The 18,613-nt window shown below is 57.5% G+C and carries 11 protein-coding genes; 7 read left to right on the plus strand and 4 right to left on the minus strand.

Annotated elements, in window-relative coordinates; genetic code table 11:
• Positions 1–19: 19 nt before the first annotated feature.
• Both AACL53_RS15485 and AACL53_RS15490 read right to left on the minus strand, forming a co-directional pair.
• Positions 20–901: a DEAD/DEAH box helicase gene (locus AACL53_RS15485; RefSeq protein WP_339085421.1), complete on the minus strand. Its 882-nt coding sequence runs from the start codon at positions 899–901 to the stop codon at positions 20–22.
• Positions 859–3,540: a hypothetical protein gene (locus AACL53_RS15490; RefSeq protein ID WP_339085422.1), complete on the minus strand. Its 2,682-nt coding sequence runs from the start codon at positions 3,538–3,540 to the stop codon at positions 859–861. The genes AACL53_RS15485 and AACL53_RS15490 overlap by 43 nt, the downstream gene beginning before the upstream one ends.
• Positions 3,541–4,054: 514 nt before the next feature.
• On the opposite strand from AACL53_RS15490, the gene AACL53_RS15495 reads away from it, so the two are divergent.
• Positions 4,055–4,216, plus strand: coding sequence for a hypothetical protein (locus AACL53_RS15495; protein WP_339085423.1), 162 nt, complete (start codon positions 4,055–4,057; stop codon positions 4,214–4,216).
• Positions 4,217–4,641: 425 nt separating this feature from the next.
• Here AACL53_RS15495 and AACL53_RS15500 read toward each other — a convergent pair whose 3' ends face one another.
• Positions 4,642–4,926 (minus strand): hypothetical protein, encoded by a 285-nt coding sequence (locus AACL53_RS15500; RefSeq protein ID WP_339085424.1) that lies wholly within the window; start codon positions 4,924–4,926, stop codon positions 4,642–4,644.
• Between the two features lie 4 nt (positions 4,927–4,930).
• A complete protein-coding gene (locus tag AACL53_RS15505; RefSeq protein WP_339085425.1) occupies positions 4,931–11,362 on the minus strand; it encodes an FG-GAP-like repeat-containing protein in 6,432 nt (2,143 codons plus the stop codon).
• 451 nt (positions 11,363–11,813) lie between these two features.
• Between AACL53_RS15505 and gspD the strand changes: the two genes are divergently transcribed.
• The 6 genes from gspD to AACL53_RS15535 are packed head-to-tail and all read left to right on the plus strand — an operon-like array spanning position 11,814 to position 18,329.
• Positions 11,814–13,973: a type II secretion system secretin GspD gene (gene gspD, locus AACL53_RS15510; protein WP_339085426.1), complete on the plus strand. Its 2,160-nt coding sequence runs from the start codon at positions 11,814–11,816 to the stop codon at positions 13,971–13,973.
• On the plus strand, positions 13,952–14,467 hold the full coding sequence (locus AACL53_RS15515; protein ID WP_339085427.1) for an A24 family peptidase: 516 nt from the start codon (positions 13,952–13,954) through the stop codon (positions 14,465–14,467). Before gspD ends, AACL53_RS15515 begins: the two co-directional genes overlap by 22 nt.
• 9 nt (positions 14,468–14,476) lie before the next feature.
• Entirely contained in the window at positions 14,477–16,189 is a 1,713-nt protein-coding gene (locus AACL53_RS15520; protein ID WP_339085429.1) for a GspE/PulE family protein, read from the plus strand.
• 9 nt (positions 16,190–16,198) lie between these two features.
• Positions 16,199–17,416, plus strand: coding sequence for a type II secretion system F family protein (locus AACL53_RS15525; RefSeq protein ID WP_339085431.1), 1,218 nt, complete (start codon positions 16,199–16,201; stop codon positions 17,414–17,416).
• A gap of 12 nt (positions 17,417–17,428) precedes the next feature.
• Positions 17,429–17,887 carry a type II secretion system major pseudopilin GspG gene (gspG, locus tag AACL53_RS15530; RefSeq protein WP_339085433.1) on the plus strand — a complete coding sequence of 153 codons (459 nt, stop codon included), beginning with the start codon at positions 17,429–17,431 and terminating at the stop codon, positions 17,885–17,887.
• Complete coding sequence (locus AACL53_RS15535; protein ID WP_339085434.1) at positions 17,871–18,329, plus strand: GspH/FimT family pseudopilin; 459 nt, start codon at positions 17,871–17,873, stop codon at positions 18,327–18,329. The genes gspG and AACL53_RS15535 overlap by 17 nt, the downstream gene beginning before the upstream one ends.
• Positions 18,330–18,613: the final 284 nt, after the last annotated feature.

The raw sequence follows: 18,613 nt of genomic DNA on the forward strand, positions 1-18,613 counted from the left end.
GTGAAGACTCACGCTTGGCTCAATGCAATCGAGCGTCAAGCGCCCGAAATACTCCCGCCTCTCGCCATAGCTTGCGATTTCCAATCACATACAAAGCTTCCCGCGCCCTCGTCACGGCGACGTTGAGAATATTTGGTCTGCCGCCTGCCCAATTGCGTGCGCCCGTCTGATGGGCGGCGGGTGCGCCTAGCACTAGAATAACTGCCTCGGCCTCGCGTCCTTGAACCGTATGCACGGTACCAATTCGACTGTATGCCCATGCGCGCGCGTCGTCAGTCCACACATTTAGTATGCCGCTTTGCTGAACAATGCCGCGCAGGTTTTCCTGAACGATAACGAAGGGCGTTATGATGTAGAGGTCCGGTGGCGTATTCAGCTGGCGCAAGGACTTGAGAAGTTCGAGGACCATCTCCCCCTCCTCCGGGCACCACTTGTCGCCCCCGCCGCCTTTGACGTCAAACCAGCGCGAAGGCCCGAGCAAATCTCTAACTGGTGAGGCCCTAGCTGGTGTGCCGTGAACCATGAGGTGTTCATAGGCGACGGCATTGGAGATGCCGAACATCGGCTCAGTACACCGGCGATGAACAAGCAGCGGGACGCCAACGGTGCGCGAGCCCTGCTTGCCGGCAAACTCGGCAATATAACGCGTAGCCGAGTCCGCCAGGGTCTGCACCGAAGCGGAAGGAGCGTTGAAGCGATCAGGATCGACGCAATATGTCCTGCAAATTGCCTGGGTCAGGATGTCCGGAAGCACCACGACAGGTTCGATTTGCATCGGATCGCCGACGACAACGGCTCGTCGTGTTCGCATCAACGCACCGACCGCGGCTTGAGGCAAGGCCTGCCCCGCTTCATCGATCAGCAGCCATCCCAGCGCCTCGGGCTGCAATTGGCCGAGCATGCGCTCAACGGAAGCAAAGGTTGTCGATACCGCCGGCACAACGAGAAAGAGCGACGACCATAGATCGGGGACAAGCGCTTCCTTGGCGGCGTCCGGCATTTTGCGTCCGGAAAAATGTTCATGAGCGCGGCAAGGTTATGGCGCAACGGCTTGGCCGCGGCATCGACAAAGGCTTTGTGCAAGTCCATCGCCGCAATGAAAATATCGTCGCGCAACCGGTTCGCTTCTGCATCGAACCATGGCGCGAGCGCATGCCGGTCGACGTGTTGCCGCGCGGCAAACGTCTCATCAATCATTCGATCGCCGAGTTTCTTGCGCCATTGATGCAGCGACCTTCTCCCGTTCTCGTAAGCGGCGCTTGTAGTTCCATACGCGGCCGAGACCCTGCGGAAATTAGCCTCTGCCGTCGCATTCGACTGCACTGCTGCTGCGTGAGCGCCTTCGGCGAGTTTGGCCGGTTCTTGCGCTCGAAGAGCTTCCTCTTCCAGCCCGGCTCGAAGAGATCTCCAGTTTCGATAGGTCGCGGTCCCGAACAATCGTGAGAAGAATCCAGGCTGCCTTTGTTCGTGTGCACGAAAGACGTGGCGTGCGGTTTCTCGGGCGTCGTTGAACTGCCGAGTTCGCCGGACCTGCTCTTCCAAGTCGGCTTTCGCCGCACGATGTGCTTTCTCGCTATTTTTGAATTGCTGAGACGTCTGCCGCAGCGTTTCTTCTAAGCGAGGCACTTCGGTTAGTAGTTGACGCGCAGTTTCTAATTCAGCGCGAGACTTACGACTCCTTTCGATGGTCGCCAGAAACGCCTTTCGTGCCGTCTTCCAGCGTTCGATCGCCTCTGCTGGATTTCCTGGTGCTTTTTCTTCGGTGACAATTCGCGGCGGTCTCTTCTCAATAATTTCCTTCGTCTCAGGATCAACGATCTCCAGGACTTGGGGCGTGCCACTTGCGTGCGCGAGGTATCTCGACATCCCAAAATCGTCGTCCCACCAGAACCCCTTGCGAAAGGTGCTGCGGTTTTGAGCATTGCCAAGCACTGCTGCGATGAGGCCCCAGGTCTCCCTATCGCTGAGGCTGTCCGAGAGGCAGCTGAAATAGCGAAGGTCCTCCGCGTCGGCCGCGATAGCGTTGAGGCCCGGGAGCTCAGCGCTGACATTCTCGACGGCTTTGTTGTTTGAAGACGCTATGAGCATCTCATAGCCCTTAATCCGCGGATCGAGCTTGTAGAGGTGCAACCAAGCATTTCCTGCGCTCAGACGTTGGCCGGAGTTCGTGAATGCAGACGCCGGATCATCAAAAGTAGCTAGTGCCTCGGCGCGTTGCGAGACTAAGGCCGCTACGACATCTCTTAGCAGAGTCGTCTTGCCCGTTCCGGGAGGGCCGTTGACAGCAAGTACGCCGCCTTGCCTGAGGTCGCGCAGTGCAAGATTCACGGCTGCCTGCTGAAGCAAAACAAGGGGATGACGTCCGGGGCCGGGCCACCGTGCGAGAGGGAACTCTTTCGGGGCGACCGCTTGACCCAGCGCTTCGCAAGCATCGAGCAGGTTGACGCATTTGCTGGGTTTATCGTCTCCAAGGTATTTCTTGAGATTAGGCGAGGCTTTTCCTTCGCGGAGCAGTGTTCGCGCCGATGCGAGGTCATTCAGGAAGAAGCTGTTGAGTAATAGAGGTTCCGGAGGATCGCTATTTCGATAGTACTGATAGCTACGAATGGCGAAACGAGGCTGCTCAACGAGGTCCGAAGGTAATTCCAGCTCGGACACCGCCCATCGATAGGCGCGCTCTATTGTCTGATGATCAAGTGGTAACAGCTCTCCCTCTTTGTTTTCTCGCCGGATCAGCCGATCAAGCTTTTCAACGAGAGCTCCTTCAGCAATCTGCCATTCGCCAAGCTTGTATAGATCGGCACGCAGAGCCTTGGGGACCGCCCAAGCGAAACTCGAAATTGAAACCGCAGGCTCTTCGACGGGCCTACCATTCCGATCGAGCATGATGGTCGCTAAGATGGCTTCGCCTCGGGCGACTGCGCGTTCCGCTCGTGTATCTCCGAACTTGGTGATCAGCGATGCGATGGCGGCGTCGAGCTTGATGGTCCCCAAAACGACTTGGTAGTAGAGCCTCGCATTCTTTCGACCGTCGCGTCCAATTTCCCAAGGCAGTTTTGGAGTAAGCTTCGCAACCGCGTACCGATCTCCGCCCGTCAGATCGGTCTCGCGACGGAAGGCAGGCGGCGACAAAATTTCTAACGCACTCCAAGCAGCTAGAATGGCCTCAGGATCATCAGTGATGGGCGCGGGCTTGATCCTAAAGGGTCGTGTATTCGGCTTTGCTGCTTCGCTAGGCTCAGGTGGGTCTTCGCGATTGTCTTGGTCTTCCAACTTTTCGAGAACTTCGCTTTCTGCAGCTGCGGTGGACGCATCCACCGGCCTTTCCTCTTCTTCGTTTGAACTTTCAGAATTTGGTAGTCCGTCATCCCCAGTTTGATAGAGGATGTCCTCGACACTTTTTCTCAACCGAGCAGCTCGGTTGGTGGATCGATATTCAAGCTCGTCACGAAGCGTCTCAAGAAATTCAGTATCGGATTTGCGCGCTGAAAATTCGCGTTCGAGCGTCTCTATACTACTCTTGAAAAACGGCCGGCTCATGGTACCCCTCTGCTTGCTTCATTTTGCAAAGGGGCATGCTTCGCGTCTAGATCAGGAGTTCATTTATTCCGATGCGGAAAGATAATTCATGACGATTGTCGACATCGATCAGGAGGCGTTGCGATCCGACCCACGGTCTATCGCTATCTCTCTATTGAAGATTGAAGATTGAAGATTTTGATCACTTTCGAAAATGCGGTGTCAACCTAACGCATATCTCGACATGGCCTGACCGTTTTGAAGCATCCGATTTTGCATTCTTTGTCAACGCAGAGCAATTCGATGGTCCCGCATTGGAATGCGAGAGCCCTGCTCACTTCGACTGTCATGAATCCTACCTGAGGGCTCAGGAAGAATTGGTGCGCGATGGCTCGGGTAAGGCCGGCTCGTGGCCTGTCCCGGGCGCTCTCCGTCTCGCGCAGCCTTCGCTCCATCAACTCGCCAAATGTCTCTTCTAAGAAGTTACTCGGCTGAAGCGCATCACAACAATTGACCTCTCGGATTCGCGATCTTTATGAGCCTCCTCGTTGATGAGATGGGCGAACGCGGCAGCGATGGCGCAGTCGCCAAGCCTGAGATTATTCTGGACATACGAGTAGGCGTTGAAGGCCTGCAGGTTGGAGATGTTCTTGATCGGGATATCGGGCAAATGAAGCGGCCGAGCTCGGGATCGTAGACGCGGCCGTTCATATGGATGAGGCCGACCGGATCGAGCTGCTCGTGGAAGGTGTAGCCGCGCGTCAGCGTCTGGCCCTGCCAGGCGAACGGCATGCTGGCGGTGTAGACGGTCCAGTCGAACTTGCGCCGCTTGCCTCAGGCGCCGAACGAGACCCACTCGAGGATGCGCAGCACATAACTTAAACTGCTAATCGAGTGTAGCCCCTCGGGAATATGCCGGACTCCGCCGCTTTTGCCCCAATGGGTCACTCGCCGACAGGCCGTCCGATTCAGCGATCTGCGCCGGCAATGTGTGCAAGGTCCAGTGAGTTTCAACCGGGCAAAGACTGCTATCTGATGCCCAACTGCGTCTTCGAGCAATCAGATTGCTGCGCCCAGCAGCCGGAACCTACGCTACCGTAATTTTTTGAACTATCTTATCTTCTACTCCTTCGTATCGCTGCCTCCACGTCGCGAAACTTCTTTTACAGCCCGAAGCACATCGTCCTCGAATTGTTCATCCCTGTTCTTAAGATCCTGCCAGACAGCACTATTATGCACGATTAATTTGGCTTCTTGCATATTTGCTATTCCCAAACGGGAAAGCAGCAGAACCGATAGCACCTTATTTATTCCAGCGTCCCTCATGCACTTGAGGATTTCCTCGACGCTCGCACCGGATCTGGCGAGAGCCTCACAAGAGGATAATGTTTTCTCCAGATTATCCATGGAATCAATTCTTCTGCAGATTGATTGTGTAGGAGAATGGTCTATTGGGATTCGCGCCGGTCATCCGCATTCCACTAATTTGCACTTGGCTAAATCCGAGTCCCTTTGCCTCGTCCAGCAACGGGGCGGCTGCTTTTAGGACCGCGCCGGTGCCGAGCGAACCCGGAAATTCCCCCTTTACCGGCCATACTGTAAAATCGAGGACCTTCAACAATGAGCCTTCAATTTGAATATTTCCTGCGATTCCAACTGGTCCAACCGCGGTTGCAACCTCGCGGTAGATCATTGTCGCTCCTTCAGCCTGCCATTTATACCCGGGGATGGCTCCTAAGGCGGCCAATCCCCACTGGCCGGTGCTGCAGCCGTTGAGCGCGCATTCTGCCGCTGAATATCCCGGCACAACAGCACCGTAAAGGGATTGAACAAAGCCTCCAATCTGCTGACCTGCCTTTTGCACGCCTGCAGCGACATCATCCCATAACTTCGCGCCAATATTCTCATCATTGTAGAGATGAGCGAATGATGCGGTGATGGCACCGTTGGAGAACTTGCCACCGGTGATCTCGGATGCAAGGCCGCCGGCGGTCGCGGCGAAGGCGGTGCGGACGAAGAGCCCATCGGGGCTGTTGCCGACGAGATCAGCGCCGGCGAAGCCGCCGACACTGCCGAGCCCCGCTGAGGCAAAGCCCTCAAGGAAGCTGCCGCCTTGGGCGACAGAGAGCGCGCCGCCGACGACCGCGTGAGTAACCGTTGAGATCGCCTGACCTGCAAGACCTCCCGCTTGGACGATGGGATGCAAAAAGTTTCCAACCCCTATCCATACGTTCATCGACACGAACGCGAACGCCATGGATTTTATGGCATCGACGATTGAGCCTCCCGCTGCCAGCGCCATCGCTCCCGCCGCGGCGATACACGCTGGTATGGCCGCCGCACACGCGGCGATCTGTATGAGGGCCCTTCCGATCTGGGAGTTGAGGATGGCCTTGAAGACGCCGGCGATGGCCTTGAACACGGACTTGAAGAAGTTGCCGATGGCCTTGAACAACCCGGAGAGGAAGTAGCCGGACGGATCGGTGAAGGATAAGGGATTGTTCTGGACGTACGAGTAGGCGTTGAAGGCCTGCAGGTTCGAGATGTCCTGGATCGCGATGTCGGGCGACATGAAGCGGCCGAGTTCGGGATCGTAGACGCGGCCGTTCATATGGATGAGGCCGACCGGATCGAGCTGCTCGTGGAAGGTATAACCGCGCGTCAGCGTCTGCCCCTGCCAGGCGAACGGCAGGCTGGCCGTGTAGACCGTCCAGTCGAACTTGCGCCGCTTGCCCCAGGCGTCGAACGACGCCCGTTCGACGATGGCGCCGCTGCCGTCGGTAACGACGTCGAGCGAGCCCAAGTGATCGGTTAAGAGATACTGCGTCTGCGACTGCCAGGTCCCCGGGACCGTCTGGGTGCTGAGGATCACCACGGCGCCGCCGATGGTCAAGCGGCGCGTCACCTGCCCCGTTGCCGTCGTCATGACCTCGTAGGTGCCGCCGGCGACGTAGTGCGTCGTCGTGGTGCCGGTCTCGTTGGTGTCGATGCGCTTGAAGCGGGCGCGATCCGGACCATAGGCGATGTCGATGGCCCGGAGCCCCTGCACCACGCGCGTCGGCATGCCGAAGCCGCTCCAGGTGATGGTGCGGCCATCACCGGAGGTCATGCTGCCGTTCGGGTCGTAGCAGTAGTTGGTGTTCTTGGTGCCGGCGACCGCGGTCACCGCGTGTGGTCCCGGGCCTCCGCAGGAGGTTCCCGTTCCATAGGTATAGAGGCCGACGTCCGACTTCGACGTGATGTTGCCGAGGCTGTCGTAGGCAACGTCGACGGTGTTCGTCGTGCCACCCGTCGTCGTGGCCGACCGCGTCACCCGGTTGAGGGTGTCGTAGGTAAAGTCGTCGCGCACGTTCAGCTGGTTGTCGACACGGTTCTGCAGATTGCCGAGCTTGTCCCAGCTGTAGCTCAGGCTGCGGACGGTCGTCGCCGACACCGTCGAGGTGATGCCGGTCAGGAAGCCCGTCGCCGGGTCATAGCTGCGATTATCCTGGACGCCGTTGCCGAGCTCGGCGGTCGTGATGTTGCCCCGCGCATCGCTCGCCAGCGCCTTCCAATAGACCGTCGACCCAGTTGAATCGCTGATCTTCTCGAGACGACCTGAGGCGCTGTAACCGTTGGCGGCGACGAAGCCCGAGGGATAGGTCACCGTGGCCGGGCGGCTCAATGCGTCGTAGGTCGTCGCGACCGTGTAGGTCGCAGCGTCGATCGTCTCCGTCGCGGCCGACGGCCGGCCGAGGCTGTCGTAGGTCACCGTCGACTGATAGCCGTAGCCCGACGCCGACGTCAGCTTGCCGATGCCCTTGGGCTGGGTGTCATAGACCCAAGTCGAGGTGCGCGCGCCGGGCGTCGGCGCCGTCGCGTCATCGATGCGGGTCAGGATGCGGCCGAGGACGTCATAGGTCATCGACGTCCGCTGGCCCTTGGCGTCGGTCTGATCGACGAGCAGGCCGAGGGCATTGTAGCGGTAGGTCCAGGCCCCCTGATCCGGCGTCGTGCTCGCAATCTTGTTGCCGAGGAGGTCGTAGCTCGTCGTCGTCTGGTTCCCGGCGGGATCGGCGATGACCGTCAGCTGGCCGAGGGCGTCGTACTGATAGGTCGTGACGTTGTTGGCGTTGTCCTTCGCCGAGATCATCCGTCCGGCGACGTCCTTGGTGATGGTCTTGGTCTGGCCGAGTTCGTTGGTGCTCGTCGAGACGAGGCCGTTGTAGGCGACCAGCTGCGTCGCCGTATCCGAGCGCGTCGTCAGCGTCGGCCGATTGAGCAGGTCATAGACGATCGTGGTCCAGCGTGGCGTGTCGCCATCGAGCGTTGGATCGGAGTGCTGGACGACGTTGCCCTTGGCATCATAGATCGTGTCGACGTCGATCAGGCGGCCGTCGAGCCCCTGGCTCGTCTCGCGGATCGTCCGGTTGAGACGATCCTTGTAGACGGCGGCCAGCGGCGCCCCGGCGACCTGCGTGACGACGACATAGGCGCCGCGCGCCGGACAGAGCGTGTCGGCATCACACCAGTAGCGGTAGCCCTTGGTCGTCGTCCCGTCGGCGCGGGTCTCGACGTTGGGCAGACCGAAGGCGTCGTAGCTCTGCGTCGTTGTTAGGCCGTTGGGGCCCGTGACACTCGTCGCCAGGCCGGTGACCGGGTCATAGACCGACGTCTGGCTCTGGCCGAGCGGGTTGGTCTCGGTCGTCCGATAGCGGAAGCGCGTGTCGTAGCCGTAGCCTGTCGTCCGGCTGGTGGCGGCGATGCCGGAGGTCGCGGCCGAGCCCCACGTCTCAACTACGCTCGACACCGCGCCATAGCCGTTGCGCGTATAGGTCTTGGTGCTGGTCAGCGCGTCGCCCGGCTCGACCGTCTCGGTGGCGAGCAGGCCGGTGGTCGGATCGTAGGTGTAGCCCGAACGACGGACGATGGTCGGCTTGCCCGTTGCCTGATGCGTCGCCGTGGCACTCGTCAGGCGCCCCATGATCCACGTGCTCGTGGTGTTGCTGTAGACCATGTCGGTCGTGGTCGTGAACGTGCTCGCGCCGAGGGTTGTGATCTGCTGCTGCTGAGTGGCGAAGCCATAGTCGTCGTAGGTCGTGTTCTCGGTCAGCGTGCCGAGGGCGGCGCCGTTGAGGTCGAGCTTCGTCGTCACCGTCTGCGGCGAGTAGTTGAAGCAGCGGTAGTTGGCGGTCCCCGCCGTGCCGAAGCAGCGCTTCGCCAGCGTGACCGTCTTGTCCTCGAGCACGCCGCCGCCGGGAGCGATGGTCCGGCTGCGCGTCAGTGTGCCTTGATAGTTGTTGGCATAGTCCTGGCTGTACTCGAGCACCGACGCGATCCCCGTCGCATCGTCGGTGATCGTCATCTTGGCGAAGCCGAGCGAGCCCGCCCCCTTCAGGTGACTGCGCAGCGCCTCATACTTGTAGGACTGGCTGTTCTGGCCGCCGATGCCGTTATCGGTCTTGATCTGGGCGACGACGTCGATCGCCGCCTGCGTATCCTGCGCCGGATACGTCGCGCCCGTCCCCTTCGTGTAGACCGTCGGATCCGTCAGCTGCTTGTACGTGACGTCGATCCGGTTCCCCAGGCCGTTCGTGATCGAGGAGATCAGATCTGGACGAGCATAGTTGCCGAGAAATATGTAGTCATTTGCATCGCCAGCGGAACGGCCGTAAGTGTCAGCCGCGTAGGCATAAAGGTCGGTAATACCATCTCCATTAAAATCGCCTACTGCCGCGATGCGAAATCCTATGGGAACTGAAACTGCGGTTCCGAGATCGATATCTGTAAATGTACTGTCACCCTTGGACAGCCACAAATGATCCGTACCCGTTGCCGATGACTTTCGGCCATACCCATCGACTCGCATGACATACATATCTGCGAGCCCATCACCATTGAAGTCACCCGCGGCGGCCACCTTGTAACCGACATATCCTCCAGTAGGAATGGGCCCGTCGAATCCAACAAAAGTTCCGTCACCCTTCGAAAGCGCGACAACATCGGCGCTGTTGCCGGTAGAGCGGCCATATGAGTCTCGTGGAAACCTGTACTCATCGAGGAGGCCATCTCCGTTAAAGTCCTCCCACACGCCATCTCCGCACTGACCGCCGTCACAGGTGGGCAGAGACGCGCTTATGTTCGTAAAGCGGCCGTCTCCTAGCGACAGCCATATCGTTTCGGGATTAGATGGCAGGAATACGAAAAAATCGCTAAGGCCGTCGCCGTTGAAATCGCCTGCAGCAGCTATTCGTGCATCTTCGTATGTAGACGAACTTGTAACGCCGCCGTCCGAAGGACCCAACGGGACGACCGCAAATGTGCCGTCCCCATTAGATAGAATTGATCTATCATTAATTCTTCCCTCAAAGCTGCCGTTATCCTTTATATAGGCAACGTGCATGTCTGAACGTCCGTCCCCGTTCAAATCAATGCCGGAATAACTTACTCCCAAGAGGATGGAACTGTCTGAGAAATAACTTGCTGCCAGCAAGACATCTTGAAATGTGCCGTCTGCACGCGCGAGTCTTAGATATCGCGTATTGTTTTTGTAGGTTTGAACGTCTGTAAGACCGTCCCCATTGAAATCTCCCCCGAACGTTATCTTAAAGTTATCAGTTAGGGTTGGGATTGCCGTGTTATTGAAAGTGCCAGCGGCCGTTCCGTACCAGATAAAGTCGGAAGTCCCGGCGCCATTCGAATATTTGAGACGAACGTTCGTCGCATCCGACGTAACTGGCATGACGTACAGATCGCTTAATCCGTCGCCATTAAAATCGCCGGATCCGACCACGTTAAATTTGACATCACCCGGCCCCATGATGCCGCTGGCGCTCAACAGCTTTGGCGTGAAGTAGGTGGCACCGGCGGGTGGATCATCGGATGACCAGGTGAGGACGGTCGGATTGAGACAGGCCGTCGGCGTGCATTCCTTGATCTGCTGCACCTGCTTCGCCGACCGGTAGGTCAGCTGATAATCGCGGAACAGCGTCGCGTCGGCATAGACCTTGACGTTGGTCAGCCGCCGCGCCGTCGTATATTTTTGCCCGTTTGCATAGGCGATCCGCGGCTTCGGCGAGGTGTCGTAGACGAAGTCGACGTGGTTGTAGGGGGTTAATCCCTGCGCCGTGTTGCCGGTATAAAGAACGGACAGCGGCCCGAAGTCGCCGTTGGCATCGACGAAGTACTGGAACTGGATGTAGTTCCCCGCGCGATCCGAGAGTTTGTTCAGACCCCAGACGCGCGCCTCGGAGCGCCCGAGCGCCAGGATCCGGGAGTCGGTTGTGTTGCCGTATTCCAGAATCTCACCGGACTTCTTATAAACGACGAACCGCTGCGGTCCGGTTCCGGCACTGCCATACGAGATAATCTTTGAGAACTCTTCCGGCGATGTGCGGTACTCGGTGCCGTCAGCACCATAGGTGCCACTGATCGCGACCAGCCGCTGACCATTCAAACAGAACTTATCGGCGGTCGTGAAGTCGACGGCGTGAATGACACCGTCATGATAGAGATCGCTGGCACAGCGCGTGATGTAGCTCAGGCCGCTGATCGAGCCGCCGTAGCCCATCGGGCCATCGCCGCCCGGCGTCGCGAACTGCAATGCGAGCTTCGGCTGCACGCCGGTGGTGCCAATGGGCACCGTAATCGGGATCGTATAGCTGGCGCTGCCGCTCGGCGACACGCCGAACTCGGCGGCCGTGGCGCCGATGGTATCGCTTGCCGGCAGGACGCCGGCCGACCCCGCGAACCGCGTCAGCGGATCTGTCGCCGAGGCCGAATGAAAAGAAAGACCGCTGAACGCAAGCGACAAAGCAATCACGGACGCGCGCTGTACGCGCGTGCCAATACGCAAACTAAACATTATCCCCCCGGATATACGCTGATATGGGATTTATTTAGATTCTGAATTCTGCCTCATTTGATCATTTCTCAAAAAAGGCATGAGCACCCCAACCGAGTCGATGCCCAATTTTTATTCCGATCCGGAATCGGCGAGCGCCGTTGCCGGCCTACAACATATGGCCTAGGCCGACCGATATTCCATTTGACCTAATCCATCATCCGTGAAATGACGAGTCGAAATGCTTGCGTATTGGAGATTCACCTATTCGGTAATTCTCTTGAGTAAAAAATATTGCGTATAAGCGCCACACGACGGGGGTCAAAGGCGCTTGAGGGGGAAAATGTATCGCGTCCTATGCGCTGCGTATCGCGCTACCCATTTCCGCATCTTGTCTCGCCATTCCGTGCCGCGAATCGTGGATTTCGCGCCGATTTTTATCGTTTTTCTGTTGTCTGGCTGCGCGGCGAAGATGCCCAGCCTCGGCGCCAGCGATCTGGCGCCCCACGTCTCGTTCCCGCAACAATCTAACCCGCTGTCGCTATCGACGGATGGGCAGAATCCGCGCAACGGCGAAAGCCAACCCACACGTGATATTGCAAAAAGTCCAAATCCGAAGCGGGAGATTGAGAGCCACAACGCGGGAAAATATCCCGACGCATCGCGATATGAGGTGTCTTATGGCGATGGCGTATTCGTCAACGGCACTCCTTCCCGGAATGCATCGCAACTAACGCCAGAAGGCGACGTCGTATTGAATTTCTCTGATGCCGACGTTCGGCAATTCGCGCAATCCGTTCTCGGCGACATCCTGGGTGCGAATTTTGTCGTCGATTCAGAGGTTTCCAATAAAATTACGCTTCGAACCAATCGGCCAATTCCTAAGACTGCCGTCATCCCCGCCGTTGAGACTACGCTTGCGGCCGCCGGCGTAGCGTTGACGCGCGACGGCGCTCTTTATCGGATTGTGCCTCAAAGTAAAGCGAAGGCCTCCGGCGTCCCGACAGTCGTCTCTTCGCGAGGCAGACCACCGCCTGGTTTTGGGGTAACTGCCGTTGTTCTCAATCATGTGTCGGCCTCACAGATGGCCCACGTTCTTGAGCCGCTTGCGCCGGACAACAGCATCCTCCGCATCGACGACGCACGCAATCTCCTCATGCTTGCCGGCAACGGCCCTGAAATTCAGACCTTGCTCGACACGGTTGACATGTTCGATATCGATGCATTGAGGGGCATGTCGTTCGGCTATTTTAGGGTGGGCAACGCCAAGGCATCGGAACTCGCAACCGAACTGCAATCGGTGATGAAAGCCCACGCTGCGCAGTCTGGAATGGATGTTCCGCAGATCGTCCCGATCAATCGCGTGAACGCCATTCTCATAATTGCTTCCCGGCCCCGAACTCTTGATCTGGCCAAAGAGTGGGTCGCGCGCTTGGACAAGGGTGGAGATCAGACGACGCGGAAGCTTTTCGTCTATCGTCTCAAGAACCGAAATGCCTCAGAAATTTCGAGCGTTCTCAACAAGATCTTCCATGGCGGCAATCAAGCGATGTCGGCGGCGACTTCGCCAAAGCTTCAAGACGCCATAGCACCCGACACGCCCATCGCGGAAATCTCCTCACAGGGCACGATGCCCATTCGTGTTGCGAGTGCCCAAGCTGGATCAGAGACGGCCACGGACGTCCCAACGGACTCCGGAGCGGACTCGATGCAAGTGCCTGGTGTACGCATCGTGGCGGATGAGGAAAATAATGCACTTTTGATCCGCGCGACCCAGCCGGAATACAGTACAATTCTCGATGCCATCGATCGACTGGATGTTGTTCCACCCTTGGTGATGATTGAGGTCACGATTGCAGAGGTCACCCTCAACGATGGTCTACGGTACGGCATCGAGTGGTTTTTGAAAGAGAAGCAGTCGAAATTCTCTTTTAGCTCTCTCGATACCGGCGCAATTCTCTCGAAGTTCCCGGGCTTCTCGTACTTTTTTGCGGCTCAAGATATCGCGGCCGTTGTAAATGCGATGTCCTCGATCACCGACGTCCGGGTAGTCTCTTCTCCGCGTGTGATGGTCCGGGATAACAAGACCGCCACCCTGCAAGTCGGCGATCAGGTCCCCGTCGTGACAAGCACGTCGCAAAGCGTTGTCACATCAGATGCGCCGATCATTCAAACAGTGCAATACTTCGATACCGGCGTTATTTTGAAAGTCACGCCCCGCGTGAACAGTGGTGGCCTGGTTACTCTTGATATCAATCAACAGGTCAGCGATGTCGCCGACAAGACCGGCAATAACGTGACGTCGCCCACAATCCAGCAGAGAAAAATAGATTCTTCTATCGCCATCCAGAGCGGCGAAGCCGTCGTTTTAGGCGGTTTGATGCGCGAAAGTCGCTCGAAAGGCGGAACCGGGTTGCCTCTCGTCTCCGATATTCCTGGCTTAGGAGAGGTATTTAAAACCCACGATAATAGCAAAGCGCGCACCGAGCTTATGGTGATCATCACGCCCCATGTTGTTTGGGGGCGTTCGGATGCGCGCCAGATCACCGACGAGTTACGCCAGCGCATGGAAGACGTCGTGCGAAGCGCCGATGCGAAAGAACGGTCGGCTTGGACCACTTGGCAAAAGTAGGCGTGATCCTGATGGTAGCTGAAATTCTTTTCAATCAACTGAAACCTGTCAGCCTTCTGCTTGCCGGCCTTCTCGTGACCCTTGCGATGATCGATTTTACCTCTTTCCGATTACCCAACTCTCTCAACATTTGTCTCGGCATTTCGGGTCTGTGCTGCGCTAGTCCTTTATCGTTCGCAACACTGAGCGATCGGTTCTTAGGAGTGATTTTAGGGGGCGGTATTCTGGCCATTGCAGCTCTCGCCTATCGTAGACTGAAAAACGCCCATGGATTAGGCGGCGGCGATACGAAGCTTCTGGCGGCAGGAGGAGCCTGGGTCTCGTGGCAGGGGATCCCGACGGTCCTCATGATCGGAGCATCAACGGCCGCGATCTACGGTATCGTACTTGCGGTTCTAGCGGGCAGAGATCCGCGAGTGGAACGGGTTCCCTTTGGAACGTTTCTCTGCCTCGGAATCTGGATGACCTGGCTCAATGGGCCACTCGCGGGGTGAGATTACTCCATGCTCGACACACCCTCTCCAACGCAGCACGAAGAACGGACGGAAAGTCAATTCCTCGAAAGTCTGGTGTCTGCAGAGATTATTGATTCTTCGGCCGCGACACGGATCTTAACTGCACACCAGAAGACGTCCGAACCCTATTGTCGGTTGATGACGCGCCTTGGCGTCATTGAGGAGGCTGCGCTTGCGCATCATTTAAGCGGCTATTTGGGGCATCGGCTTTTAACGGACGATGATATTCCAACCGTTCCTGTCACCACGGAAGTCAGCGAACAATTCCTGCGGGAAGAAATTATCCTTCCACTATCGGTTGATCCTGATGCCGTTGCCGTCGCTGTCGCGGATCCATTCTCCACGTATGCGATAAAAGCGATTGGCCTCGCGACGAGACGACGTGTGAAAATCCTCGTCGGCGAACTCTCGCGCATCGAGCGGGCGATTGAACAGCTTTACAAAGCGGAGCAGGGCCTGCCCCTTCAAACCGGCGCCGGGGCGGAGCAGCTTGAGGAGACAGATGGGGACATTCAAAGGCTTCGAGATCAGGCCGCTGAAGCTCCAGTCATTCGCCTCGTCAACCAACTCATCCAATCCGCGATCGAGCTCCGCGCATCCGATATCCACCTCGAACCGTTTCAGCACCAATTCCAAGTGCGCTTTCGAATCGATGGAATTTTGCGCGACATCCCACCTCCGTCACCGCAGCTTCGAACAGCCATTGCTTCCCGCATCAAGGTGATGGCCCATCTCGACATCGCCGAACGCCGTTTGCCGCAGGACGGGCGGATACGCCTGACAGTCAAAGGCAAGGATGTTGATCTTCGCGTGTCGACATTTCCAACAATGTACGGCGAAAGCGTCGTCTTGCGTGTCCTCGATCGGTCTGGAATTTCCCCGCGCCTGGATCAATTGGGCTTCGAAACTCAAGATTTTTCGCGCTATCTCGGCGTGCTCTCACGGCCGATGGGGATGGTCCTGGTTACCGGACCGACGGGTAGCGGCAAGACCACCACTTTATATGCCTCTCTGGCGCAACTCGACCGCGCTGGACAGAAAATATTCACAGTCGAAGATCCCATCGAATATGAGCTCTCGGGTGTCAATCAGACCCAAGTTAAGCCTGACATTGGTCTGACGTTCGCAAGCTCGCTCCGCTCACTCATGCGGCAAGATCCCGATGTCATTCTCATAGGCGAAATCCGCGACCTCGAGACTGCCGAAATCGCCGGGCAGTCCTCGCTCACAGGGCATCTCGTTTTATCGACACTGCATACCAACGATGCTATCGCGGCAGTGACGCGTTTGCGCGACATGGGAATGCCGGCATTTCTGATCACCGCAACTCTCACATGCGTTGTCGCGCAACGGCTGGTCCGCGTTTTATGCCCGGCCTGCAAAATTGAGTTGGCCGTTGATTCTCGATTGCGGGATTTCGCCGCCCACCTTTCCGTTGACCTTGTGCACTGTGAGCACGTCTGGGGTCCTTCCGGATGTCCCCAATGCAATGGCACGGGATACCGGGGCCGCGTCGGCATCTATGAGATCTTTCTCGTATCGGAACAGGCAAGAGCCCTCATACATCGCGATGCTCCAACCTCGGATCTGCGGAACTTGGCCGTCCAAGAGGGCATGACGCGGATGGCTGCCGACGGCATGCGCAAGATCACAAATGGTGTCACAACCTTGGACGAAGTCCAACGGGTAGCGGGAGGCTGAGTGATGCCATTGTTCGCCTTCAAGGCCGTGGACCGTGACAACAAATTTCACGAAGGGCATCTCGAGGCTGCAACTGCCCATGCAGCGGCCGAGCACCTTTTCTCGGTGGGCCAAACGGTTCTCGACGTTTCTGAAATCGCTGCTGCGCGACCCTCGCGTCTCAGATTTTTTTCTTTCACGCCGGCCGGCATCTCGGAGCGGGTCCTGACCGAGTTTCTTTCGCAATGCCGCATGCTTATTCGCGCTGGCATCCCCTTGGAAAAGGCTTTGTCTGTGATCGCGCGATCAAAAAGCCGCCGAGACATTGCGAACTTCACCAGCCGTCTGCAGCAGGATATCAAAAGCGGAAAAAGCTTCGCGCAATCTTTGGCGATGCTGAGCGGGCAGATTCCCCACTTCGTCACCAACACCATCGGAGCCGGAGAAGCGAGTGGGCATTTGGAAGATGTCCTTGATCGCCTCGTCGCTCACATGGAGCGCAGCCAGAAAGTGCGTTCTGAGATAAAAGATGGGCTTATTTATCCGACTATTCTGACAATAATGGCCGTCATTTCGGTTAGCATTCTCATGCTCGTCCTCGTCCCGCAATTCAAACCGTTGTTTGATGGCGCCAGAGACAAGATTCCGGCCGTCACGCGCTTCATCCTTGCTGCATCTGACTATTTCCCCGCCTTGCTTGCCTTCGTGGTCGTCGCGCTTGCGTTTTCGCTTTTGCTCTTACGGATACTGCTCCTCGACGACGAGCGACGCAAGACGTGGGATCGGTGGAAACTCTCGATCCCCTTAGGCATCGGAGATGTCTTCCGCGACATCCAGACAGGCATGTTCTCCCGCATGCTGTCACTGCTGCTGCAAAATGGCATTCCTGCCGCGCAGGCCCTCGCCTTGACGCGCGATGCGACCTCCAACCGTGCGTTCGCGGCCGAGGTTGATATGGCCCGCGAACACATCAGAACCGGCGGGCGATTATCGGCTGGACTTCAAACGTCACGGCTATTCGCCAGCGATGCGCTCGATCTTCTGGCCGTCGGCGAAGAAGCAAGTAACCTGCCGGGTGTACTCACCCGTATCGCCGACCTCTGCGAAGAGAGAGTCGAACGCTCCACCAAACGTTTGATGGAGCTATTTGTACCTGCATTGACGGTAACCTTGGGCTGCGTGATCGCGGGCATCGTAGCCGCTATTCTTACTGCTCTTCTAAGCATCAACCAGTTGGCACTTCGATAAGCAAAGGTCGCAATGGCAAGTCATTTCCTTATTTCCAAACCGCAACTGAAACCGGCTCAGGCGAGCCACGATGCCGGCTTCTCGCTCGTCGAGTTGTTGGTCGTCATGTCGATCATCTTGCTGATCACAACGGTCGCAGTCCCACAGTTCCTGCAATACCTCGATCGCGCCAAATCAGACAGCGCTCGCGTCGCCGTCGATAATCTAGGTGCATCCCTTGATCTCTATAAGCTCGATGTCGGCCGGTATCCGAGCCAAACCGAAGGGTTACAGGCGCTCCTGAAAGCTCCTGACAACGCGCCGCGATGGAATGGGCCCTATTTGAAGCGCGCCGAGATGATCGTCGATCCGTGGTCGAACGAGTATCACTATAAATTTCCGGGCTCGCATGGCGCCTACGATCTTTATTCCTATGGCGCCGATAGTGCCGAAGGCGGCGACGGGGTGAACAAAGATGTTACGAGCTGGTGACGGACAGGAGGCAGGTTATTCTCTGATCGAGTTGCTCTGTGTGCTTGCCGTCTTTTCCTTGATCACGCTCGTCGCGGTTCCGTCCTTCCAAGGTGCAAGGGGCGGCGTCGACGAACGGAGCGCAATATCCAAATTCACCGACTCTTTGCGTTCAGCTCGGCAGCTGGCCCTGACGACGAATTTCCCAGTACGCTTCGTCGTCGACCTTGATGAAAAGTCTTACGTTGTGCCGGGGAGCCGTATCAGCGGCCACTTGCCGCAATCGCTCAATTTACGCATTCGCACAGCGCAGAGTGACATCCTACCTGACCGCCGCGTCAGCTTGCGATTCTATCCCGATGGCACATCGTCCGGTGCCACCATCGACATCGCGCAGAGCGATCATAGGTCGGTCATCTCAATCAATTGGCTAACGGGCCGGGTGGAAATGGAGGAGCGGTGACAATACGTGAAATTCCGCTCGCGGTCGCCACTTGCAATGAGCAAGGAGACCGCGCTCCTTCGACGGAGAGCGGTTTTGCCCTTCTAGAAGCGCTCGTTGCGCTTGCCGCTAGCGCATTCGTTCTCACCCTCTACTTCCAGATTCTTGGGCGAACCGCATTGGCAAGACAAATCTTGGATGACCGGCTAACCGTCGCGGCCTTTGCTCAATCGAAGTTTGACAGTGTTGGAACGGTGGTGCTTCCGATCCAAGGAATGACCGAGGGCCGCTTCGGTGACATCTTC

Source organism: Hyphomicrobium sp. ghe19 (genome assembly GCF_902712875.1).
GTDB lineage: Bacteria > Pseudomonadota > Alphaproteobacteria > Rhizobiales > Hyphomicrobiaceae > Hyphomicrobium_B.